General features: G+C 41.8%; 16 protein-coding genes. 11 read left to right on the top strand and 5 right to left on the bottom strand.

Annotated elements, in window-relative coordinates:
- Positions 1-119: 119 nt before the first annotated feature.
- The 5 genes from AAGC65_RS02865 to AAGC65_RS02845 all read left to right on the top strand — a co-directional run bounded on the left by AAGC65_RS02865 (position 120) and on the right by AAGC65_RS02845 (position 8,034).
- A complete protein-coding gene (locus AAGC65_RS02865; protein WP_343110896.1) occupies positions 120-722 on the top strand; it encodes a TMEM175 family protein in 603 nt (200 codons plus the stop codon).
- Positions 723-904: 182 nt separating this feature from the next.
- Complete coding sequence (locus AAGC65_RS02860) at positions 905-1,513, top strand: sigma-70 family RNA polymerase sigma factor (protein WP_343110895.1); 609 nt, start codon at positions 905-907, stop codon at positions 1,511-1,513.
- Between the two features lie 89 nt (positions 1,514-1,602).
- Positions 1,603-2,805 carry a FecR domain-containing protein gene (locus tag AAGC65_RS02855; RefSeq protein WP_343110894.1) on the top strand — a complete coding sequence of 401 codons (1,203 nt, stop codon included), beginning with the start codon at positions 1,603-1,605 and terminating at the stop codon, positions 2,803-2,805.
- A 255-nt stretch (positions 2,806-3,060) separates the two neighbouring features.
- Positions 3,061-6,477, top strand: coding sequence for a TonB-dependent receptor (locus tag AAGC65_RS02850; RefSeq protein WP_343110893.1), 3,417 nt, complete (start codon positions 3,061-3,063; stop codon positions 6,475-6,477).
- Positions 6,478-6,501: 24 nt separating this feature from the next.
- On the top strand, positions 6,502-8,034 hold the full coding sequence (locus AAGC65_RS02845; protein WP_343110892.1) for a RagB/SusD family nutrient uptake outer membrane protein: 1,533 nt from the start codon (positions 6,502-6,504) through the stop codon (positions 8,032-8,034).
- 57 nt (positions 8,035-8,091) lie between these two features.
- Here AAGC65_RS02845 and AAGC65_RS02840 read toward each other — a convergent pair whose 3' ends face one another.
- Together AAGC65_RS02840 and AAGC65_RS02835 are read right to left on the bottom strand one after the other, a co-directional pair.
- Positions 8,092-8,706, bottom strand: coding sequence for a trimeric intracellular cation channel family protein (locus tag AAGC65_RS02840; protein ID WP_343110891.1), 615 nt, complete (start codon positions 8,704-8,706; stop codon positions 8,092-8,094).
- A 91-nt stretch (positions 8,707-8,797) separates the two neighbouring features.
- Complete coding sequence (locus tag AAGC65_RS02835) at positions 8,798-10,018, bottom strand: dicarboxylate/amino acid:cation symporter (RefSeq protein WP_343110890.1); 1,221 nt, start codon at positions 10,016-10,018, stop codon at positions 8,798-8,800.
- A gap of 212 nt (positions 10,019-10,230) precedes the next feature.
- Here AAGC65_RS02835 and AAGC65_RS02830 point away from each other — a divergent pair, with 212 nt between their 5' ends.
- The 3 genes from AAGC65_RS02830 to AAGC65_RS02820 all read left to right on the top strand — a co-directional run bounded on the left by AAGC65_RS02830 (position 10,231) and on the right by AAGC65_RS02820 (position 14,566).
- On the top strand, positions 10,231-12,648 hold the full coding sequence (locus tag AAGC65_RS02830) for a TonB-dependent receptor (protein ID WP_343110889.1): 2,418 nt from the start codon (positions 10,231-10,233) through the stop codon (positions 12,646-12,648).
- A 451-nt stretch (positions 12,649-13,099) separates the two neighbouring features.
- Positions 13,100-13,678 (top strand): HD domain-containing protein, encoded by a 579-nt coding sequence (locus AAGC65_RS02825; protein WP_343110888.1) that lies wholly within the window; start codon positions 13,100-13,102, stop codon positions 13,676-13,678.
- Positions 13,679-13,687: 9 nt separating this feature from the next.
- Positions 13,688-14,566 carry a YitT family protein gene (locus tag AAGC65_RS02820; RefSeq protein WP_343110887.1) on the top strand — a complete coding sequence of 293 codons (879 nt, stop codon included), beginning with the start codon at positions 13,688-13,690 and terminating at the stop codon, positions 14,564-14,566.
- Between the two features lie 101 nt (positions 14,567-14,667).
- On the opposite strand, the gene AAGC65_RS02815 is transcribed toward AAGC65_RS02820, so the two are convergent.
- From AAGC65_RS02815 to AAGC65_RS02805, 3 genes are read right to left on the bottom strand one after another with little or no spacing between them, the layout of a single operon-like run.
- Positions 14,668-15,711 carry an adenylate/guanylate cyclase domain-containing protein gene (locus tag AAGC65_RS02815; protein WP_343110886.1) on the bottom strand — a complete coding sequence of 348 codons (1,044 nt, stop codon included), beginning with the start codon at positions 15,709-15,711 and terminating at the stop codon, positions 14,668-14,670.
- Positions 15,711-16,088 (bottom strand): response regulator, encoded by a 378-nt coding sequence (locus AAGC65_RS02810; RefSeq protein ID WP_343110885.1) that lies wholly within the window; start codon positions 16,086-16,088, stop codon positions 15,711-15,713. Before AAGC65_RS02810 ends, AAGC65_RS02815 begins: the two co-directional genes overlap by 1 nt.
- Positions 16,089-16,103: 15 nt before the next feature.
- Positions 16,104-17,492: an ATP-binding protein gene (locus tag AAGC65_RS02805; RefSeq protein WP_343110884.1), complete on the bottom strand. Its 1,389-nt coding sequence runs from the start codon at positions 17,490-17,492 to the stop codon at positions 16,104-16,106.
- 260 nt (positions 17,493-17,752) lie between these two features.
- Here AAGC65_RS02805 and AAGC65_RS02800 point away from each other — a divergent pair, with 260 nt between their 5' ends.
- From AAGC65_RS02800 to AAGC65_RS02790, 3 genes are all read left to right on the top strand, one after another.
- The gene (locus tag AAGC65_RS02800; protein WP_343110883.1) at positions 17,753-18,862 is read left to right on the top strand and encodes a twin-arginine translocation signal domain-containing protein; all 1,110 of its coding nucleotides are present in this window, start codon (positions 17,753-17,755) and stop codon (positions 18,860-18,862) included.
- Between the two features lie 161 nt (positions 18,863-19,023).
- Positions 19,024-21,348, top strand: a complete 2,325-nt coding sequence (locus AAGC65_RS02795) for a GH92 family glycosyl hydrolase (protein WP_343110882.1) — start codon at positions 19,024-19,026, stop codon at positions 21,346-21,348.
- 333 nt (positions 21,349-21,681) lie between these two features.
- On the top strand, positions 21,682-23,967 hold the full coding sequence (locus AAGC65_RS02790) for a glycosyl hydrolase family 95 catalytic domain-containing protein (protein WP_343110881.1): 2,286 nt from the start codon (positions 21,682-21,684) through the stop codon (positions 23,965-23,967).
- Positions 23,968-23,977: the final 10 nt, after the last annotated feature.

The raw sequence follows: 23,977 nt of genomic DNA, 5'->3' as shown, positions 1-23,977 counted from the left end.
GCAGGTACCGAAATTGATGTGCCTTTAACCTATGCCGATTATTATTTTATTGAAGCCATGAAAAGGTATCAGGAATATGCGGGCAGTAATTAATTAATATAAACTACAAAAACAAATAAATGGCTTTTGGTAAAAGTAGGGTAGAGGCATTTAGTGATGGTGTTATAGCCATTATCATTACCATTATGGTATTGGAGTTAAAGGTGCCGCATGAAGATACTCTGGCATCATTAAAACCATTGGTGCCTGTTTTTCTGAGTTATATTTTGAGTTTTGTATATGTGGGAATATACTGGAATAACCATCACCACATGATGCACATTGTACGATCAGTAAACGGGAAGATACTGTGGGCTAATCTGCACCTGCTGTTCTGGCTTTCGCTGATCCCTTTTGTAACCGGCTGGATGGGCGAAAATCACTTTACGCAGATACCTGTAGTTTGTTATGGTGTTACTTTGGCTATGACGGGGTTTGCTTATACTATTTTGCAAACAATGCTTATTAAACATAGTGGCCAGCAATCGCTTATTGCTGATGTGTTGGGCAGCGACTGGAAAAGTATGGGCTCGGTGTTAGTGTACATAGTTGCCATTGGCTTATCATGGGTAAGTCCCGTGGTAAGCTTTGTTTTATATGGCGTTGTAGCTGCAATGTGGTTTATCCCTGATAAGCGTATTGAAAATAAATTAACAGATGATACATTAAAAATTGAAGAATAAATATTAGTTTAGATATTATATTCCTGCCAATCAATAAATTAAATTTCTTGAAGAGGTTTCTCCCTGCAAAATGTAAACCTTATCACGGCAATAGTGTTATAGCACTTGTTTTATCAATGTAATTCAGTGCGCCTAAAATTTATGTAAAGTTTATTATTTGGCACAAAATTATACCCTTTTCTATGTTTGATATTGCTCAGTTAAATGAGAGTGAACTGTTGATGCAGGTGGCTTCAGGCAATGAACAAGCCTTTCGAAAATTATTTATGATGTACCACCAGCAATTGGGTGTGCATATGTTGCGCGTAACAAACTCGGCCGAGCTGGCTGAAGAAGTGGTGCAGGATGTATTTTTAAAAATATGGCTTACGCGCGAATCACTGGTAGGGGTTGATAATTTTAAAGCCTATTTGTTTGTGATCTCCAAAAATCACGCTTTAAATTGCCTGAAAAAGCTGGCTAAGGAGCGTACTATGGTAAAACAGTTGGAGGATAGTGATCTGAAAATTATGATACCAGAGGCCGGATATACAGATATGTATTATAATTTACTGGACGAGGCTATTGATCATTTACCTCCACAGCAACAAAAGGTTTACTTACTAAGCAGGCATAACCGCCTTAAATATGCCGAAATTGCCGATCAACTGGAGCTATCGCGCGAAACCGTAAAAAAATATTTGCAAATAGCTACGGTATCCATAACCGAGTATGTGCATGAGCATCTGGAAGTTACCGCTATGCTGCTGGTGACACTTAAAAGTTTTTTAATTTTTTTTAAAATACGATAGCCCCTTTTTTTAGCTGTTAGTTGTCATGTACGTGAGATCGCCCGAAATCTCATTGCCAATTATTTACTGATGACTAACAACTATTCTATATGAGTGCATTTAATGCAAGGTTAAGCTATCTTTTCAATAGCTACTACAATCAAACTGCTACAGCACAGGAACGGGAGGAGTTGTTTGAAATTATTAATGCATCAGCAAATGACGCGGAACTAACCGCGCTTATTCAACAGGCCTGGAATGATCTGGACACCGATGAGCAGCTTTTTGACCCAACAAAAAGCATAGATATGCTTAACAATATTTTACAGAATAAAGCCGATCATGATAACATTTACCCAATCAGGCCTCCCGATAGCCAAATATCATGGGTAAAATTGGGTGTGGCCGCGGCTTTACTGGTATTTGTAAGCCTTGGCGCATATGTTTTTGTAAAGCAAAAAAAGCAATTGAATAAAGAGGATTTAGCCAAAAATCAGCCGGTTCATGATGTTTTGCCTGGTGGTAACAAGGCGGTTTTAACGCTTGCAAATGGTAAAACGATTAACTTGGATAATGCCCGGAACGGAGTTTTAGCCAGGGAGGGTGATGCCCGGATAAATAAAACAAAAGATGGACAGGTGGTTTACCAATCAGCTAATGGCGATCAAAGTGCAAGTTCAGAAATAAATACCGTATCAACCCCAAGAGGAGGGCAGTACCAGCTTGTGCTTAATGATGGCAGTAAGGTTTGGTTAAATTCAGCCTCATCTGTTAGTTTTCCGGCTGTATTTACAGGTAAAACCCGCGATGTTGAAATTACCGGCGAAGCTTATTTTGAGGTAGTCAAGAACCCATCAAAACCGTTCAGGGTAAAAACAAATAATGTTTTGATTGAGGTATTAGGAACTCATTTTAACGTGATGGCCTATAATGATGAAAACTCAGTGAAAACAACCCTGCTGGAAGGTGCGGTAAAAATAAGCAACAGCAAAGATGCCGGTGTTTTGAAACCAGGGCAGCAAGCTTCGCTCAACCAAAACGGACAGATAAAGGTAGTAAACGACCCGGATGCGGAAAACTCTATAGCCTGGAAAGATGGTCTGTTTCAGTTTACCGATGCAGGTATTGAAAGTATTATGCGCCAGGTTGCCCGCTGGTACGATGTAAGCGTATCATATGAAGGCAAAATACCAGAACGCGAATTTACAGGTCGTATTTCCCGCAATGTTAAAGCCTCTGAATTATTGAATATGCTTAAATACGAAGGAATTAATTTTAAGATAGAAGATAAGCATATTACCATAACCAAGTAATTACATAATAACACTAATAACCAACTATTCACCCTTAACAACGCTATGATGAAAAAAATACACAGAACAAGTTAGCCTCTTCAGGGATCCACTGTGTTGATTGTTTGGCTGCGTAAACTTCGGCCCAAACATCAAAAATACAGGTATAAAAAAACCGGGAAGTGTTTGCAGCACCATCCCGGTCAAATATCTGGGTCCCAAAAAAATGCAATCGACGAATTGAAAGTTAATGTTTAACCCAAACTCTACAAACTTATGAATTTTAATTCTAAGGCCACGCCTTTGGCATGGCCTCAATTATCCAAAATAATACTGGCTATGAAGCTCACAGTTATTATTATGATTGCCGCTCTTACCAACGTAAGTGCTAAAAGCTATAGTCAAATAGTAACCCTCCACCAAAAAAACGCCACCGTTGAAAAAGTACTGAAGGCGATTGAAAAACAAACCGGCTATCATTTTTTATATGACAAAAATGATGTTTCAAAAGCAGGAGGGATCAATATTGAACTGGCTAACGCTCCTTTGGAAGAAGCTCTCAACCAATGTTTTAAAGATCAGCCTTTAACCTACAAGGTATTTGATGAAACCATTGTAGTTAAAAAGAAAGAAGAAAACGCGGAGTCGGCAGCTGCCTTTAAGGTACAGGGTACCGTAAGCGACGCTAAAGGCCCATTGCCTGGTGTAAGCGTTAAATTTAAAGGATCAAATTTAGGTACTGTTACCGATGTTAATGGTAAATACACGCTGAATGCCCCTAACGGAACCGGAACACTTGTTTTCAGTTTTGTAGGCTACACCACTAAAGAGGTTGCCATTGGTAACAAAGCACAAGTTGATGCAGTGTTGGAAGAATTACCTAAAGCCCTGAATGAGGTAGTTGTGGTTGGTTACGGTACACAAAAGCGTGTTGACTTAACCGGTTCGGTAGGTAGTGTAAGCGGAAAAGCGCTGCAAGACCGACCGGCTATTAACCTGGAGCAGGAACTTGCCGGTAAAATTGCCGGTGTTAACGTATCAACTAACTCTGGTGCACCAGGCGGCGAAACCAAGATCCGTATCCGTGGTTACAGCTCTATCAACGCGGCAACCGATCCGCTTTATGTAGTGGATGGTGTGATCTGGACAGCAGGTGGCTCATCACTGAACCCTAATGATATCGAAACTATCGACGTACTTAAAGACGCGTCATCAACAGCTATTTATGGTACCCGTGGTGCTAACGGTGTAATTTTGGTAACTACCAAACGTGGTAAAAAAGGTGGTAGTGTTAGCTATGATGCTTACGGAAGTATTAGTGTAATGGCTAAAGAACTGGCTGTGCTTAATTCTAAGCAATGGTTAGCGGTTGAAGATCAATCATATGCCAATATTCCTAAATATGACCCGGCAGGTTGGGCAGCAGGAAACTACACAAAAGATAACCCGGTTACAGAAAGAACAGCCCTTATTGGTAAACTTTTTGATAAGAATTTGAACCCGCTATATGATGTGGATTATCAAAAAGCTACTACACGTACCGCATATAGTCAAAACCATAACGTTACGTTTACCGGTGGTTCTGATAACCTTACTTATGGTTTGTTCCTGAACTATGCAGATGACGAAGGTATCATCTTAAACAGTTATCAGAAACGTTATAATGCCCGTTTAACTATTGATCACCAGGTAAAACCGTGGTTAAAAGTTGGTGCTACTTTAAATTATAACAACTCTGAGCAACGTGACGCAGATGATGGTCCGGGTGGTAATAACATCCCTCGTATGTTAATTGAAATGGTGCCGTTTATACCTGTTCGCTATCCTGATGGTTCATATGGTAAAAGAACTGATTATCCTAACTTAGAAGGTGGTGATAACCCTGTTGCTCAGGCTAATGAAGTTCATAACGTATATCGCAAAAGCGTATTTAGTGGTAACGGTTACCTGAACCTTAACCTGGCGCCAGGACTGGAATTCCGCAGTACTATTGGTGTAACCACACAGGCTAATTATAACCCGCATTACCAAACAAGTTTAGTAGGTGGTGCTACAGTTGATCAAAGCAACAGTTCAGCTTCTATCAATGAGTTTAATGATACCTTCTGGCAATGGGAAAACCACTTGACTTACAACAAGGTATTTAATAAAATACATTCATTAAACGTGGTTGTAGGTACCGAGCGCCAAAACTTTAAAGAATTGGCTGTCGGATCGTCAACTTCAGGTTTATCAGATGATTACTTTGCCTATAATAATCTTGGTGTAGGTGCAACTCCCGGAACACCATTCTCAAATTATTATGGTTGGCAAATTCAGTCGTACTTCGGTCGTATCAATTACGGTTTTGAAGACAAGTATCTGTTAACCTTAACCGGTCGCGAGGATGGTTCATCACGCTTTGGCCCTTCAAAAAAATATGGTTTCTTCCCGTCTGCGGCTTTAGCCTGGCGTGTATCTCAGGAAGATTTCCTGAAAGACAACAAAACCATATCTGATCTGAAATTGAGATTCAGCTACGGTTTAACCGGTAACTCCGAGATCGGTCAGTACCGCTCACAGGCCAACCTGGTATCAGGTTCTACAGTAACAGGGGGCACAGGTACTATAATTGATACAGGCAGCCCGGGTAATCCAGACCTGCAATGGGAAAAAAACAGCGAGTTTAACTTTGGTGTAGCCTTCGGTTTGTTTAATAACCGTTTAAATGTTGATGCGGATGCTTATTACAAAAAAACCAAAGCCTTATTGCTGAATGCACCAATACCTGAAAGCAGTGGTTATAGCAGTGTTTACAAAAACATTGGTAGCCTTGAAAATAAAGGTATTGAGGTAACTATTAACTCTGTTAACGTTAAAACCAATAACTTTAGCTGGAACACCACCTTCAATATCTCGTTCCTGAAAAATAAGATATTGCATTTAGGTGATGCCAACGATGATATCTTTTTGGCACCAACATTTTTATCGCAGTTTAACTTATTGCGTGTAGGTGAACCAGCCAGCGTATTTTATGGCTACAAAGTGCTTGGTACCTGGGGTACAGCTGAAGCTGCTGATGCTGCCAAATACGGCAAACTTCCGGGTGACTTAAAAATTCAGGATACTAATGGCGACGGAAAGATCACTGTTGCCGATAAACAGATATTGGGTAAATCAACCCCATCTGGTTATGGAACATTTACCAATACCTTCCGTTACAAAGCGTTTGACCTGGGTGTGGAGCTGCAGTTTAACTACGGTAACCAGATCATGAACTTAACCCGTCACTCGGGTCAGGATCGTACCGGTCAGGCCAATAGTTATGCCACTGTATTAAATGCCTGGACTCCGGAAAACCAAAATACCAATATAGCTCAGGATCGTCCGGCTTATGTTTATTATCAAACAGAGATCTACTCAACCAAGGTTGAGAGCGGAAACTTTATTCGTGGCCGTAATATAACTTTAGGTTATAACTTCCCTGATAACCTGGTTAAGAAAATTAAACTGAGTCGCTTAAGATTATACGCGCAAGTACAAAATGCTTTCCTGATTACCAAGTATACCGGGTATGATCCTGAAACCTCTACTTACAATGCAGGTATAGATCAGTATGGTAGGCAAACAAACAGCAACTTTACCCAAGGTGTGCAGTTTTATGATTATCCAAAACCAAGGGTTTATCTGCTGGGTATAAATGCGAGTTTTTAATTAAATACCTAAATGAAAATTATTATGAAATTTAATTTTAAAAAATATAAAACCGGTTTGCTCGGCCTTATGGTTATAGCAAGCGCTACCAGCTGCAAAAAATATCTTGACGAGCCAAATAAAAGCAACTTTACGCAGCAAAACTATTTTACAAGCCAAAGCCAGGCACGCGCGTTTGTAAATGGTATCTACGGTAATAACTTTAATAGTGGTCAAAACTACGGCACCTACATTTTCATGAATGGCGATGCTTATGGTGAAGCGCCGTTTATTACACTGGAACTTTTTGCAGGTCATGCTACCTCATTAGGGCAAAGTGTAAACAACAACAACGTTATATTTGAACGTACAGACCCTACTAACCCTGGGTTTGAAACCATGTGGAAAGGTTGTTATACAGCCATAGCCGAATGTAATATCGCATTGAACCGTATCCCGTCTATCAGCATGGACGATGCTACAAAAAAATCAATGTTAGGCGAAGCATATTTCTTAAGAGCATTCTTTTATTATCACCTGGTAAGGTTATATGGCGATGTGCCTTTGATTACTACTCCGGTTGATTTGAATAGCGATCTTTTATATCCGGCTCGTTCACCTAAAGAGCAGGTCTATAACCAGGTAGTGAATGATTTGCTGGCTGCCGAACAATCAGGCCTTCCTGGTAACAATGGTATGCTGGCATCTATGGGTGCTGTACACACGTTATTATCAAGTGTATATTTAACTATGGCCGGATATCCGCTGCAAAAAACAGAAAATTATCAGAAAGCAGCTGATGAGGCTAAATTAGCTTTGCCTTTATATACCCTGTTTGACAATTATGCTTATTTGCATGATAACGCGCACAAAAATCAGGGTGAATTGATATTTCAGGCCAATTATGATGCAACCAAAAATGCAACTAATGCCATCACTCAATTAACTGTTCCGTTTAACCAACCGGTTGGTGTTTATGGTGACCACCTGGGCGCTATGATCCCTACTGATGCGTTTTTTAACAGCTATGAAGCAGGCGACAAACGTACTCAGGAAAAACAGTTCTATTTTTCACAATATCCAGCTTCTGATAACAATTCTATCATTGTTTTTGGTGAACACTGTCTGTACAAATATTTCCATGTGGAAAGCTCTGTATCAGGTACTGCCAATAGCGGTAAATGTGATGAAAACTGGACCTTTTTACGCTTACCAGAAGCTATGCTGACCTTTGCAGAAGCATCAAATGAAGTAAATGGTCCAACTGCTGATGCATACGCGGCTGTTAACCAGATTCGCGCACGTGCTGGTCTGGCACCACTGAGCGGCTTAAACAAAGATCAGTTCCGTATAGCTATCTGGAAAGAGCGTTACCATGAGCTGGCTTTTGAGGATAAATCATACTTTGATATTCAGCGTACCCACCAGATCTATGATGTAAAAAACAATACATTTGGTGTGGCAACCTCAACTGCAAACGAGCAAGGTGTTACTATGAAAGATCAATATTACCTGTGGCCGGTTCCACAGCGTGAGATTTCTACTAATAACAAGTTAACTCAAAATACAGGCTGGTAATAATCGGTGAGTATAAACAAACAAAAAGGCTGCCTCAAAAGGGCAGCTTTTTTGTTTTTAATGCCACTCTTCGTGATAAACAAACTTGGGCATTTGCCATTTATAACGGATAGATAATAAACGCAGTGCTAAGCCAATTGTGCAGGCTATAATAATTGCAATCCCGCTACTACCGCCTAAATATTCAATACCAAGATAAACCGCGCCGGTTACTATCGACGCGCTGGCATATATCTCTTTATGAAACAATAAAGGTATATCATTACACAATACATCGCGTAAAACCCCACCCGCGCAGCCTGTGATCATGCCGCTTAATAAAACTATGCTTACCGGCAGGTTTATTTGCTGCGCTATCTGGCAGCCTATAATGGTAAACACCACCAGGCCCAAAGCATCCAGGTATAGGAATAGCTTTTTTAATTTGGTCATGATGGATGCGATGATAGCGGCCAATAATGCAGCCGCGGCAGTGATGAGTAAATATTCGGGGTGTTCAACCCAACTCATGGGGTAGTGGTTAAACAAGATGTTGCGTACCGTACCACCGCCAAGCGCTGTAACCCAGGCTATAATGCAAACGCCAACCCAATCCATATCTCGCCGGCCGGCCGATAGGGCCGCTGTCATAGCTTCGGCAGTAATGGCTATAATGTATAAAATGTGCAGCATAAGGTTTTGATAAACAGGTGTTTGTTTCGGCTGTTTATCAAATATACTTATTTGCGTAGTTTAATTAATGTGCGGTAATGAAACGTAACGATTATTCTGAGGCTTTGAGCCAGTTTCTGCCTTCGCTGAACCGCGTTACCAGCATGGCGGCAACGGTATCGCCTGTGGCGTTTAACAGGGTCGCCATCGGGTCAACCAGGGTGCCTATAATAATGGCTGGAGGGAGTGCTTCGGGTGGGAAGCCATAGGCTGATATAAACAATAGCTCACCTATATAGCCTCCGTTAGGTATGCCGCCTTCCACAAGGCTTACCAATACCGTCATGGCCAGGGCTATAGCTATGGTATCGGCGCTGTTAAAGCTTTTTCCGAACAAGGCAAATACCACGATCATTTTTACTATTGATGATATGCTCGATCCTTCTTTGTGCAGCGTGCCGCCAATAGGGATAGTAACATTGGCAATAATATCGGGTATCCCGATCTTTTTAGCGGCATCCAGATTGGCCGGTATAGTAGCAATACTGCTACAGGTACCCACCGCCGTTGCCGAGGGTATAATATTATTGCGCCAGTATTTTTTTATGCCCTTTACGCCACCGGCAATAAAGGCGTATAAGCTGAATATCACTACAAAATAAAATGCGCCCACGCCATAATACAAGGCCATTGAGCGGGCGTAGCCACCAAATAATTGCGGGCCAAACACACCTACCTGGTAAGCAAAATAAGCGCCTAAGCCTACAGGGCCGAGCTTCATGATCAGGATAAAGATATTTTTAAATACCTCGTTACCACTGTGCAAAAAATTGGCGAATGCAGCACCCCGCTTACCTGACCGTAACGTGGCGAACCCCGTTAATATGGCAAAAATGATCATGGCGAGCATGCTTTTGCGCGAAAGCAGCTGGTAAAACTCGCTGGTGGTAAATAACTGGGTAAGCTGATCACCGAAAGGTTTTTTAGTCACCGCCTCGGTTATCGGGCTGGCTACCAGGTGTTGATGGATAGGGAATATCCAGGCGGCTATGATGGTTACAATGGCAGCAACCAATACTGTTGATACAAATACAGCCGAAGTAATACCCAGCAGGCGGCCAAGCCGTTGCGAGCTATCGAGCCCGGCAATGGCCGATGCTATGGCAAAAAATACCAATGGTACAACTGCAGTGAATAGCAGGTTCAGAAAAATATCACCTATGGGTTTTAAAGGCTCTACCTTACTGCCCAAAAATATACCGGCTATGCTGCCCGCTATAATACCGGCCATGAGCAGTATAATACCCTTGTAGTTTTTAAACCAACTATTCATGCGGCTAATATAGTTGTTATACGGCAAATAGACTTGGTTGATGTGCTCGTGAACTAATTTGAACTAAAAATCGGACAGGAGAGAAATTTATTAAATCACTATTCTTATTTGTATTTATTCTAAATAAAAATAACTTTGCGCCGGATTTGATCATCCACTACAAGTTAAAATATTTTATAGTACAAGCCCTTACTCCTTTAATTCTTCATCAGATGCCAAAAAAATTACCCCTTGTTCTTTTTAAAAATATCAACCCTCCGTTCTTTTTCCTAAAAACACTTCATACTTTATTTATAACAGGCTTTTTAGGATTGATTTTGAATATCAACCCGGTATCGGCCCAAACATCACCGGGTACCATTAAAGGTACTGTGAAAACCGCCGACGGTAAGGCTGCCGAATTTGTTAACATTGTTATTGCAGAAACTCAACAGGGTGCAAGCGCCGGACAAAACGGCCATTACACCATTAAAAATGTTACACCTGGTACCTATACAGTTTCTGCCAGTTTCATGGGGTTGCAAACACAAACCAAACAGGCTGTGGTAGTGGCCGGCGAAACCATAACCATCAATTTTGTTTTGGTTGAAGGTGGCAAAGAGCTAAAAGAGGTATATATCCAAAGTGCAAAGCACAATAAGTTTTTGAAGAAAGAAACCGAGGATGTGGCCCGTTTACCAATCAAAAACTTAGAGAACCCGCAGGTTTACAGTGTGGTAACCAGCGAACTGATGAAGGAGCAGGTGGTGACCAGCTACGTAGATGGTTTTAAAAACATACCGGGTACAGGCGTACCACTGGTTTACAATAATGGCCGTACCACGCTTTTATCACGTGGATTTGTTACCGGTAACTTTATCCGCAACAGCGTTGCAGGTTATAACTTTAATGCTATTGACCCGGCTGATATTGAAAAGATAGAAGCTATCAAAGGACCTACTGGCACTTTATTTAACAGCAGCCTGGCATCATTCGGAGGTCTCTTTAACCGGGTTACCAAGCAACCGTTTGAAACACCGCGTACCGAAATAGCTTATCAAACCGGTAGTTTTGACCTTAACCGCCTTACTGCCGATGTTAACATGCCTTTAAATAAGGAAAAAACGGTATTGTTCCGTATTAATACGGCTTTGCATAACGAACATAGCTTTATGGATGCAGGCTTTAACCGTAGCTTTTTTGTGGCCCCAAGTTTAACCTACATTGTAAATGATCGTTTATCGGTTAATTTTGATGCAGAGATAGGTAATGGAAACGCCACTTCCGCTTATCGCCTGGCGCCGGATCCGAAAGCTAAAATTTACAATGTCCGGGATCTTGGTATCGATTATAAACGCTCTTTCGCCAACAATAACCTGGATTACCAGAGCCGCCAGATTGATATTTACGCGCTGGTTAATTATAAGATATCTGATAACTGGAAATCGCAAACCATGTTCAACAAAACCTATTCTACAACCAAAGGTTTTGTTACCCAGTTTGCATTGTCAGATACCGCCATCAGACGACAGGTTGTTAAACAGGATTATCCATATTATATCACCAATGTTCAGCAAAATTTTATTGGTGACTTTAAAATAGGTGATTTCCGTAACCGTATTGTTGCCGGTGCAGAATATTACAATCAAAAAAGTAACTGGGCAAATGTTTTGGTAAACATGCCTTTGATCAACTACAAAACCCCGGGAGCTGCATATAATAATTTTACTCCAGAAAAAGTTTCGGCCTTGCTTGCTGCTATGGCACCAAAAGCAAGTGATTATGTTCAGAATAACCAAAGCTCATATGCTGCCTACGTGTCGGATGTGTTTAATATCACCGACAGGTTGAACGCAATGGCCAGTATCCGTATTGACCGCTTTGTTAACAAAGGCGCGTATACACCTGCCGATGGCAAAACTACAGGTAACTTTAACCAAACGGCATGGTCGCCAAAGTTTGGTTTGGTTTATCAGGTAGTTCAAGACCAGGTATCGCTCTTTGGTAACTACATGAATGGGTTCAATAATGTAACGTCAACAAGTGCCGATGGTTCCCCGTTTAAACCTCAATATGCCAATCAGTGGGAAGGTGGTGTTAAGGTTGATTTGTGGGATCATAAAATTAGTTCAACTGTTAGCTATTACAATATTTCTGTAACTAACACCGTCAGGATTGATCCTAATAATTCAGCATTTAATATTCAGGATGGTACCCAGTTAAGTAAAGGTATTGAAGCGGAGATCATTGCTAATCCGTTCACAGGCTTTAATGTTATAGCAGGGTTTGCTTACAATGATAGTAAATTTACCAAAGCTGATATTTCTGTATTGGGTTTACGGCCAGCAGCTGCAGGGCCTGCAAGGTTAGCTAACTTATGGATGAGCTATCGTATTCCTGAAGGTAGTGTTAAGGGCTTAGGTTTTGGTGTTGGCGGTAACTATGGCAGTTCATCATACCAAACTAATACGGCTACATTTAAATTTACCATACCATCATACACTACGGTTGATGCTACTGTATTTTACGATCAGCCCAAATATCGCATAGGAGTTAAGCTGGATAATTTAACTAACGAAAAATATTGGTCGTTCCGTTTGGCACCTCAAAACCCAACCAGATTCACACTTAACTTAGCGCTTAAGTTTTAAGAATAAATAGAAATAAAAGCGTCTGTTCGTCATGTGTGACGGGCAGGCGCTTTTGTTTTATACCTGTGTACAGTAATAACCCATAAAAGACTCACCCGCCCGTTGCTTCGCTCGGGCACCCTCTCTTCGCCTTCGGCGAAAAGAGGGTAGTAGAAAAATTTGTCATTGCGAGCGATAGCGTGGCAATCGCGGACAGTGCAAGTTTTCCTTTCGATTCGCGATTGCTTCGTACCTCAGCACTGACAAATTTTTCTTCACCCTCTTTCCAGCGAAGCTGAAGAGAGGGTCGACAAGCGTAGCGATGTCGGGGTGAGTAGATAAACAGTCTGATTTGATGGGGTTCCGTTTTATGGACTATTACTTTTTTTACGGGATTTAGCACTGATAATCACGGCGAATATGCCATGCCATGCCGAACAATTTAATATATTAGCGGTCAATTATATTGCCGATGCAGATTGAACAGGCCCGGGTATTTATACTGGATAAATTAAATAGCGAGCTTCCTGAACATCTTTTTTATCACAATGCCCTGCATGCTGTTGATGTTTACACAGCATCAAAAAGGATAGCGCAAAAAGAGGGAGTAGCGGCGCATGAACAGCTTTTACTGCTTACAGCTGCCCTGTATCATGATAGTGGGTTTTTAAATGGGCCCAAAGATCATGAGCTAAAATCATGTGAAATAGCACGCCTGTATTTGCCCCGCTTTGAATATTTACCTGATGATATTGAGCAAATATGTGCCATTATCATGGCTACCAAACTGCCGCAAAACCCTCATGGCCATTTACAACAAATTATTTGTGATGCCGATTTGGATTATTTAGGCCGGAATGATTTTTTTGTACTTAGTAAAAACTTATTTTCGGAACTTGTAATAACCGATAGTTTAAAAACAGAATTGGATTGGGATAAAATACAGGTTGGCTTTTTTAAAAGTCACCATTACTTTACCCAAACAGCTATTGAAACCCGCGGCCCTGTAAAGCAGGAACACCTGAACGAGATCATTAAAAGAATATCTTAAATATAATTCATGACAAAAGCAGAACACAGTTTACCTGAAATAATTAAGGATGTAGTAACTGTAATAATCGGTATCTTATTTTGCGGGTTTGCTTTAAAGGGTTTTTTAGTGCCCAACAGCTTTTTTGATGGGGGAGTAACCGGTATATCGTTGCTTATTCATGAATTATATCATATTAACATTGCTTTTGTTATTGTAATTGCCAACATTCCGTTTATTATTATGGGGATGTTTCAGGTGAACAAAGCGTTTGCCCTAAAAACGTTTGCCTGTGTAATTGCATTAGGTATTTGCCTGCATTATGTGGAATATCCGGTTATAACTTCCGACAAATTGCTGGTATCCATTTTTGGCGGCGTATTCATGGGGCTGGGTGTGGGTTTATCTATACGCGGCGGTTGCGCGCTTGATGGTATCGAGATATTGGCTCTTTACACTTTAAAACGGAGCAGTTTTACCATTAGTGAGATCATTCTGGGTATCAATATTATTATATTTTTAATAGCGGCCTTTAAACTTGGGTTACCAACCGCGCTCTATTCCATATTAACGTATTATACAGCCTCACGAACCATCAGTTTTGTAATTGACGGATTGGAAGAGTATACCGCAGTAAATATTATATCGGGCCAAAGCGAAATCATAAAAGAAAGACTGGTGATGGAATTGGGGAGGGGAATTACCGTTTATAAAGGTGAACGCGGTTTCCTGAAAGACAGCTTTGATGTGCATCAGCCGGTTGATATTATATTCACGGTAATAACCCGATTTGAGGTACGCCGTTTAAAAAACCTGGTACATAGCATCGATCCTAAAGCGTTTGTATTCACCAATAGTATTAAGGAAGCAGCAGGCGGGGTGCTGAAGAAGAGAGTACGGGAACATTGATTTTTATTAGTATCAAGTAGTTAGTATCAAGTATCAAGATTTATGTTGAAGTGAATGAGAACAGCTGTCATGATACTTGATACTAATTACTTGATACTTTTTTAACTCACCACCTCATAAATCTCTACCGGTTTGGCTTTGTTTTTTAGCTTTACTTCGCCAATTTTGTTAAGCTCGAACGATTCTTTTGCTTTTTCATATACCTCGCCCGTAACAATGATCTGGCTCGCCTGGGCTACAGATTGCAGGCGTTGAGCCAGATTCACAGCATCGCCAATTACGGTATAATCCAAACGTTTTAATGATGCCGATCCGATATTGCCCGATATCATCTCGCCCGAATTAATGCCGATAGAAACTTCCGGTTTAAAGGTTTTATTGCCATATACTATGGCTTCGGCAGCAAGCATTTTATCTTTTATAGAAAGCGCGGCGTCAATAGCCCGGTCAAGGTGATAGTCGCCCCGGAAAACCGCCATGATGGCATCGCCCATGAACTTATCAATATGTCCGTTTTGCGCTATAATTTCCTTCACCATGCCGTCAAATAGCTTATTAATGAGGCCTACTACGGTGTTGGCCGGCACATGTTCAGATATGGCCGTAAAACCACATATATCAACAAACAGAACGGTGGCGTCAATGGTTTCGTTGCTGAGCAGGCTGGTTTCAAACTCCCTGTGGGTCATGAAGTTTAAAACATTCTCGTCAACATACATGCGCAGTATGTTGTTTTCTTTAATGGCTTGTAAGGTTTTTTTAAGCTCAATAACGTGTAAAAGTGTTTTCTCGATGGTGATATCCAGGTCGTCGAAGTTTACGGGCTTGCATACAAAATCAAAGGCACCGCGGTTCATAGCGGTGCGTATGTTATCCATATCGCTATAGGCCGAAACCATAACGGCTTTCAGTATGGGGTTGGCTTCAGGCAGTTTGGTTAGCAGGGTAAGCCCATCCATCTCGGGCATGTTGATGTCGCTTAAAACCACGTCAATATCAGGCTCTTCTGCAAGCTTTTTCAGGGCCTCATGTCCATTTTGAGCAAATACAAAATCATATACCTTTTCCCTGATCTTTTTCCTGAACTTTTGTTTGATCAGTAATTCCAGATCCGATTCGTCATCAACTACCAGTATCTTGGCCATTATTGTTCTATATGTTTTAATTTCTCTTTCAGGTTAGTAAAATCAAGGGGCTTTGTTAAAAAATCATTTGCACCCAGCTCCATTGATTGTTTGTAGTTTTCGTCGTCGCCGTAAGCGGTTATCATCATCACCACCGGCGGCGGTTTTTCGTAAGTGCTCCTGATGTTTTTAAGCAGCTCCAACCCGCTCATGCCGGGCATATTAATGTCTGATAAAATGAGGATCACTTCAGAATGGTTTTCTTCAAGGTAAGCCATAGCTTCCTCGCCCGATAGAGCAAAGGTAAATACTATTTCACCGTTTTTGATCTCTTTTCTGAACCGTTGTGTAAACAACGGCTGTACATCAACCTCATCATCAACAACAAGTATTTTCATCTGATAAAATTTGTTTTAGTTGCTTACTGCGGGTATGGTAATTGTAAACCGGGCGTATTCGCCCTCTTTGGTTTCTACCTTTAACTCGCCATTATGCGCTTTAGTAATAATATCATAACTCATAGATAAGCCCAAACCGGTGCCCAGGCCGGTAGGCTTGGTGGTAAAAAATGGCTGATAGATTTTATCCAATGCCTGTTGCGGTATCCCCAGCCCATTATCCGCTACAGTAATTTCAACAATACTGCCTCCCTGAGCAGGCTTTATCAGTTTAGTGCTGACATTGATGGTGGGCTCATATCCATCACCAATCAGCTTTTTCTTTTCGGCAACGGAGTAAAACGAGTTGTTGTATAAGTTGAGCAATACCCGGCCCAGGTCCTGGGTCATGGCATCAACCTGACCAATGTTTTCATCAAAGCTGGTTTTCATGGCCGCGTTAAATGATTTATCCTTGGCCCGTAGGCCGTGATAACTTAAGCGCAGGTATTCATCGGCCAGGGCGTTGATGTCTGTAGGTTCTTTTTTGCTGGTTGTGGCACGCGAATGCTGCAGCATGCCTTTCACAATAGCATCGGCACGTTTACCATGCTGGTTTATTTTAGCAAGGTTTTGCGTAATGTCATGCATGATCTCATTGGCCTCTTGCAAACTATCTTCCGGCAGGTTTTTAAACGGGCCATCTTTTAGTTCGTCAAGCAGTTCAATACTAACTTCACTAAAGTTATTTACAAAGTTGAGTGGGTTTTGAATTTCATGCGCTATGCCGGCCGTAAGTTCACCAAGCGATGCCATTTTTTCCTGCTGAACCAGTTGCGCCTGTGTACTTTTCAATTCGGTGAGGGCTTGTTGCAGCTCTTCTTTTTGTTTGGTTAATTCGGCTGTACGCTGCTTTACTTCACCTTCCAAATTAACTTTCATGGCGGCCATCATGCGGTTTTGTTCTTCCTCGTCGCGCCTTTTCTTACGTTCAATCTCCAGCGCTTTGCCCTGCCTGCGGTTGATGAACCACATAGCGCCAAACCATAATATGGCAAACCATTGGGCACTCTCAAAAAACTCGTTGTAATCGTTATAAAAGTTAACAAATACTTTTTCTATGATATCACTAAAAAAAGTGATGATAACATAAGGAATAACCGATGTTACCAGCGGTCTGTTTGTTTTAAACTCGTCGCGCGTAAATGTGAGTGCCGCGAGGGCAAATATCAATAAATGCCCCAGTAAGGTAATAAATAAAGAATGTCCGAAACCACTAAACCCAAGGCATATTACAGCAACTGCCGCATAAAAGGCATAAAGAAGGTATTGGCTCCAGGGGCTGCTGATACCTTCGCTTTTTAAGGTTTTACGCAGTTGGGAAGCCAGGAAAATCGCGATCAAAGGTTCTAATCCAAAACTCATAAAAGTGGTTAATACCGGTATTAATTGATGTATTTTAAAGTTCAGGCATCATGGTTTGCCTAATTTCAAATATATGAAATGTATTAACTGTTCGTTACATATTTTAATGACCAGTTGGCATTTAAATTATATGAATAAGGCATTTAGGTGGTTAAACTTGAATAATGATAAATTTTTTTGGCAACGATGCCTGGTTTAAAATGATAAAAAGTTACCTATATTAGCAATTATGTCCAAACAAACTAACATATTATAAACCAATGGAGAAATCGAGAAGAAATTTTATAAAAAACTCCGCAATCGCGTCGGCTTTAGTAGCAGCTGCGCCTGCCAAAAGTTTTTCTATTTTACATAAAGATATTCAGCCTGATGATCATACCATTGGGCATAATGGGTTTACCTATAAAGCTGATAAAGGGTGGGCCAAAATCAGCGTTAACAGTAATCCGCTGGCCAATTGCCATGAAATGGTACAGGACAGTAAAGGCCGCCTGATTATGTTGGGCGATCATACCCATAACAACATCCTGATATTTGATAAATCGGGCAAGTTGCTGGATTACTGGGGAACATCCTTACCGGGCGGTCATGGTTTAAGTATCAGTAAAGAGGGCGGTGAAGATTTCCTGCTGCTTACCGATTGCGGCTGGGCATCTGACAGAACAGGAGCCAATTATGGTCAATCGGGCCAAGTATTAAAAACTACTTTAGATGGTAAGCTGATCTTTGCCATAGGCCACCCGCGTACCATTGGTATTTACAAAGATGACGAGCCGTTTAAACCTACCGAAACCGCTGTAGCCCCTAATGGCGATATTTACGTGGCTGATGGTTACGGATCTGATTACATTATCCAATACAATAGCAAAGGCCAGTACATTCGTCATTTTGGTGGTCATCACAATACCAATAAAGATCATAACCTGGTTAACGCGCATGGTATTACGGTTGATACCCGCGATAAAAATAACCCTACACTCATCTGTACCTCACGCGAAGAGAACTGTTTTAAAATATTTACGCTTGATGGCAAATTCATCAAACGTATTGATATGCCGGGTATGTATGTATGCCGCGCGGTAATTAACGAGCAGAATATTTACGCCGGTGTTTGCTGGTCAAAAGATGCGGCCGGTAAACGTTTCGATTACTCAGGCTTTGTAACCATACTTGATGCCGATAACAAAGTGATCTCAAACCCGGGTGGTGCCGCGCCGGTTTATAAGAATGGTGTTTTACAGCAAACGCTGCAAGCTACTAATCCCGTATTTCAACATGGTCATGATGTATGTGTTGATGAGGATAAAAACGTATACGTATGCCAGTGGAACGCGTATCACACAGCGCCGGTAAAATTAACACGGGTATAATTGATTTATAACTTAAGGTGAAGGGAATTATTGTAAAATTGACATTTTTAATGATCAGATAGGTTATAAAGCCGATCTAAATAATAAATTTGTCGTAGTTCAATAATCCATCAATGCGGCATGTTAATAACGTGCTGTAGAAACCTTAGTAAGTAAATATAATGTTCATTAACAAAAATGTTTTAAAGGCTGTTGGTATCGGCCTGGGAATGTGTGTAGGTCAGGCTTTGTTCGCGCAGCAAAAGCAACTGGCAGATTATGTTAACCCTTTTGTTGGCGCAAGCACCAATATGCATTTGGCAGGTAATCCTGCAGGTTTAGGTAAAACATTCCCGGGGGCTGCCGTTCCTTTTGGTATGGTGCAGGTAAGCCCTAACACTATAACCGGAGGCGATAATGGCCCGGGCTACAGTTATGAGCATAAAACTATTGAAGGGTTTGCCCTGACGCAAATGAGCGGCGTGGGCTGGTATGGCGATCTGGGAAATTTTTTGGTGATGCCAACCACGGGCTCCTTACAAACCAGCGCAGGTAAAGAAGGTAAGCATGATGGTTACCGTTCCTATTATGATAAAAAGAGCGAAAAAGCTTCGGCTGGATATTATTCGGTGATGCTTACAGATCACCAGATTAAGGCCGAGCTTACAGCCGCGCCTCATAGTGGTATCATGAGGTTCACTTTTCCGCAAGGTAGCGATTCTCGTATACAGATAGATCTGGCCCGAAGGGTAGGTGGTACATCGGTAATGCAGTATGTTAAAGTTGTTGATGATCATACTATTCAGGGTTGGATGAAATGTACACCTGAAGGTGGCGGCTGGGGTAATGGCGACGGTCAGGCATTTTACACCGTTTACTTTTACGCCCAGTTAAATAAGCCCATTAAAGATTATGGCGTGTGGAGCGCCAGCATCCCCGAAGGGCAAACCCGCAAGTTACAGGATATTGAAAGCGATAAATACCAGGATATCATAGCACACGCTGCTATACTGCCGGGCACCAAAGAAAAGCTGGGCAAACACCTTGGCTTCTATGCCGATTTTGATACCAAAGCCAATGAGCAGGTAGTACTGAAAGCCGGTATTTCGTACAATAGCATTGAAGGGGCAAAAAACAATTTAGAGTCTGAAATAAAGGATTTTGATTTTGATAAGGTACACCTACAGGCCCGCGCTTTGTGGAACAAGGCTTTAGCCAAAATTCAGGTTACCGGCGGCAGTACCGAAGAGAAATATAACTTTTATACTGCCCTATATCATACCATGATTGATCCGCGAACCTTTCAAGATGTTGACGGAAAATACCCGGGCGGTGATTTGAAAGCGCACACAGCGGATCATTTTACTAAAAGAACCATATTCAGCGGTTGGGATGTATTCCGCAGCCAGATGCCTTTGCAAACATTAATCAATCCGGGTTTGGTTAATGATCTGATCAACTCGCAGGTTACATTGGCAACAGAAAACGGCAGGCAATATTTTGACCGCTGGGAGCTGTTAAATGCCTACAGCGGTTGTATGATCGGTAACCCGTCTATCTCTGTTATTGCCGATGCTTATAAAAAAGGTATCCGCGGCTATGATATTGATAAAGCTTATCAATACAGCATCAATACGCAGAATAAATTTGGGAATGGTGATCGTGGTTTTAGCACTGGCGGCAGTAGTGTATCAGGTACGTTAGAGTATGCTTATTTTGATTGGTGTATAGCGCAGATAGCCAAATCAATCGGTAAAACGGATGATGCCGCAAAATATGCTGAAAAGGCTAAGGCTTACAAAAATGTTTTCGATCCGGATAAAAACTGGTTCCGCCCTAAAAAGGATAACGGAGAGTGGATGGCCTGGCCTGCTGAGGGTAGGTTAGAGCAAAACTATGGCACGGTAGAAAGTAACCCTTATCAACAAGGCTGGTTTGTACCTCAAGATATTCCGGGTTTGGCCACACTGCTTGGCGGCAATGATAAAGCTATAGCAGATTTGACTGCTTTCTTCGAGAAAGCGCCTGCAAACCTGCTTTGGAACAATTATTACAATCATGCCAATGAACCGGTACATCATGTGCCATTTTTATTTAACCGTTTAGGTGCTCCCTGGCTTACCCAAAAGTGGACAAGGATCATCTGCAACCGCGCTTACCATAACAAAGTTGAAGGCTTAGTAGGTAATGAGGATGTGGGACAGATGTCGGCATGGTATGTGCTCGCTGCAAGTGGTATAGCGCAGGTTTGCCCGGGCGATATGCAGTACGAGATCACCAGCCCGGTTTTTAGTAAAGTAAAGATCAACCTTGATCCAAAATATGCCAAAGGCAAGGCATTTACCGTGGTTGCAAAAAATAACTCGCCTGCTAATATTTATATTCAAAGTGCTACGCTTAATGGCAGGCCATATCATCAATGCCATCTGGATTACGCGGCCATTTCATCAGGCGCTACACTTGAATTGGTCATGGGGCCAAAGCCAAACAAGGCATGGAGGAAATAGTGGATATTTTAAAGACTTACGAAGTTTTCAAAACTTCGTAAGTCTGATGCTTCTTAGTAACTGTAAATAAATAGAAAAGGGTTAACGTTTAAAACGTTAACCCTTTTTGTTACCATGTAATTGCCTGAAAATTAATGTTTCATGCTTCAGGTTACATGCACTTACCACACAAAAGCCAAATAAGCTGAATAGCTTGGTAAAATTAGAACCGTAAACTTTACATTTATTTTTTATTTTAGCCAAGAAAACCGCGGCGGAGGATGAAACGTGCGCCTTTGATAGAAGCAAAACCACGGTTTTAACCAATTATCTGAATAAAATTTTTCTTTTAAAATGATAAGAAAACTTCTTTGTTTTTCGATGTTTTGTGCGCAGCTAATATTAGCTATTGGCGCAAAAGCCCAATCGGCTAATCCGGGGTTGCACCAGCCAGGTTTAGTTATTTGGGATGATAAACCTGCTAAAACCTGGATGACCGAAGCTTACCCAATGGGTAACGGCCGTTTTGGTGGAATGGTATTTGGCGGCCCGGCGCAGGAGCATATCCAGTTCAATGAAATCAGTTTATGGACAGGCGACGAAACAAACACAGGCGCCTACCAGGCCTTTGGTGATCTGTTCATCCATTTTGATGGTAAAGACACCTCGCAAAAAGCCCCGGCCGATTACCGCAGGCAGCTTGACATTAGCAAGGCGGTTCAAGAGATAACTTATACCGATAATAGTGTAGCCTACAAGCGCGAATATTTTTGCAGTTTCCCCGATAAGGTAATGGTGCTGCATTTTACTGCTGGCTCTAAAGCAGCCTACTCGGGCATCATAAAACTGGCCGATGCGCATAATGCAGTTGTTAAAGGTAATGCGGCTTCTTTACAAATTGCCGGTAAGCTGGATAACGGTTTAGCTTATAACGCTACAGCTTTAGTGAAAAACGAAGGTGGTTCAATTACAATTGAGAGTGATGGCAAGGGCGGCTCCCAACTCCACATTACCAATGCCGATGCTTTTACTATTTTACTTTCGGCAGCCACAAATTACAGCAATAAACGCAGCGATGGCTGGCGGGCCGGTAACCCGGATGAAAAAGTGCTGCAATCATTATCAGCAGCATCTGCTAAAACATTTACAGAACTATTAAACAGCCACCTGAAAGATTATCAGGATTTGTTTGGCCGTGTGGCTTTAAACCTGGGCAATACACCGGCTCAGGAAAGTGCCTTGCCTACTTATAAACGATTACTTGCCTACAAAACCAATGGCGACCCGCAATTAGAGGCATTGTTATATCAATACGGCAGGTATCTGCTCATCAACTCATCGCGCAAAGGTGGTTTGCCTGCCAACTTGCAGGGCTTATGGAACGAAAGCAATGATCCGCCCTGGAGAAGTGATTATCACTCCAATATCAATATCCAGATGAATTACTGGCTGGCCGAGCCAACCAACTTGTCTGAGTGTCATTTCCCATACCTTGATTACATCAACAGCATGCGCGAGGTAAAAAAGGAAAGCACTAAAAAACAATATCCCGGCGTACGCGGGTGGACGGTTAAAACCGAGAATAACATTTACGGTGGTTCAAGTTTTTTATGGAATACACCGGGCAGCGCCTGGTATATGCAGGGTATTTGGGAACACTATGCCTTTACAAAAGATAAGGCATACCTGAAAAACTTTGCCTATCCCATTATTAAAGAGGTTGTAGAGTTTTGGGACGATCATTTAAAGCATCGTGCTAATGGAGTATTGGTATCACCGTTGGGCTGGTCGCCGGAGCATGGCCCAACCGAAGATGGGGTAACCTATGATCAGGAAATTATATATGACCTGTTTACCAATTACATTCAGGCTGCTGATATTTTAGGGATAGATAAAACGTACCGAAACCACGTAGCCGATATGCGCAAACACTTATTAATGCCTAAGATAGGCAAGTGGGGGCAATTGCAGGAATGGGAAACTGACCGTGACGATCCAAAGGATACGCACCGCCATTCATCTAACCTGTTTGGCCTGCATCCAGGCAAACGCATCAGTACTATCAAAACACCTCAACTGGCTAAGGCTGCTAAAGTAAGCTTGCTGGCCCGTGGAGACGTATCAACCGGATGGTCAATGGCCTGGAAAATGAATTTTTGGGCCCGCTTGCAGGATGGTGACCATGCCTACAAAATATTAAACAACTTTATCACCCTTGTTGGTGGTTCGGGAGTAAATTATAACGAGGGTGGTGGCTTGTACGCCAATTTGTTCTGCGCTCACCCGCCGTTTCAGATAGATGGTAACTTTGGTTACACGGCAGGCGTTACCGAAATGCTGCTGCAAAGCCAAACAGATGAAATTCAGTTATTGCCAGCGCTGCCCAATAAATGGGCAACCGGTAGCGTACAAGGCTTACGTGCACGCGGCGATTTTGAGATCATCAATATGGAATGGAAGGATGGTAAGATTGTTAAACTATCTATTAAATCATTAGCCGGTGGCATTTGCAAATTACGTGTGCCAAATGCTTTAAAAAGTAGTGCAGCCGTATCAAAAAGCGCGGGAACGGGCCGGGAGTTAGGTTATAGCTTCAGTACACAGGCAGGTAAGGTTTATGATTTTATGGCAGGTATTTAAGCAACATATG

It is taken from the genome of Mucilaginibacter sp. (genome assembly GCF_039207105.1).
Taxonomy (GTDB): Bacteria; Bacteroidota; Bacteroidia; order Sphingobacteriales; family Sphingobacteriaceae; genus Mucilaginibacter.
The sequence above is the reverse complement of the archived record's forward strand: the minus strand, read 5'-3'. Positions and strand labels throughout refer to the sequence as shown.

Excerpts from the sequence above, each read along its gene's own strand:
- AAGC65_RS02825 (WP_343110888.1), top strand. The coding sequence starts at position 13,100 with ATGCAGATTGAACAGGCCCGGGTATTTATACTGGATAAATTAAATAGC.
- AAGC65_RS02820 (WP_343110887.1), top strand. The coding sequence starts at position 13,688 with ATGACAAAAGCAGAACACAGTTTACCTGAAATAATTAAGGATGTAGTA.
- AAGC65_RS02810 (WP_343110885.1), bottom strand. The coding sequence starts at position 16,088 with ATGAAAATACTTGTTGTTGATGATGAGGTTGATGTACAGCCGTTGTTT.
- AAGC65_RS02795 (WP_343110882.1), top strand. The coding sequence starts at position 19,024 with ATGTTCATTAACAAAAATGTTTTAAAGGCTGTTGGTATCGGCCTGGGA.
- AAGC65_RS02840 (WP_343110891.1), bottom strand. The coding sequence starts at position 8,706 with ATGCTGCACATTTTATACATTATAGCCATTACTGCCGAAGCTATGACA.
- AAGC65_RS02860 (WP_343110895.1), top strand. The coding sequence starts at position 905 with ATGTTTGATATTGCTCAGTTAAATGAGAGTGAACTGTTGATGCAGGTG.
- AAGC65_RS02800 (WP_343110883.1), top strand. The coding sequence starts at position 17,753 with ATGGAGAAATCGAGAAGAAATTTTATAAAAAACTCCGCAATCGCGTCG.
- AAGC65_RS02830 (WP_343110889.1), top strand. The coding sequence starts at position 10,231 with ATGCCAAAAAAATTACCCCTTGTTCTTTTTAAAAATATCAACCCTCCG.
- AAGC65_RS02845 (WP_343110892.1), top strand. The coding sequence starts at position 6,502 with ATGAAATTTAATTTTAAAAAATATAAAACCGGTTTGCTCGGCCTTATG.
- AAGC65_RS02865 (WP_343110896.1), top strand. The coding sequence starts at position 120 with ATGGCTTTTGGTAAAAGTAGGGTAGAGGCATTTAGTGATGGTGTTATA.
- AAGC65_RS02815 (WP_343110886.1), bottom strand. The coding sequence starts at position 15,711 with ATGGCCAAGATACTGGTAGTTGATGACGAATCGGATCTGGAATTACTG.
- AAGC65_RS02850 (WP_343110893.1), top strand. The coding sequence starts at position 3,061 with ATGAATTTTAATTCTAAGGCCACGCCTTTGGCATGGCCTCAATTATCC.
- AAGC65_RS02855 (WP_343110894.1), top strand. The coding sequence starts at position 1,603 with ATGAGTGCATTTAATGCAAGGTTAAGCTATCTTTTCAATAGCTACTAC.
- AAGC65_RS02835 (WP_343110890.1), bottom strand. The coding sequence starts at position 10,018 with ATGAATAGTTGGTTTAAAAACTACAAGGGTATTATACTGCTCATGGCC.
- AAGC65_RS02805 (WP_343110884.1), bottom strand. The coding sequence starts at position 17,492 with ATGAGTTTTGGATTAGAACCTTTGATCGCGATTTTCCTGGCTTCCCAA.
- AAGC65_RS02790 (WP_343110881.1), top strand. The coding sequence starts at position 21,682 with ATGATAAGAAAACTTCTTTGTTTTTCGATGTTTTGTGCGCAGCTAATA.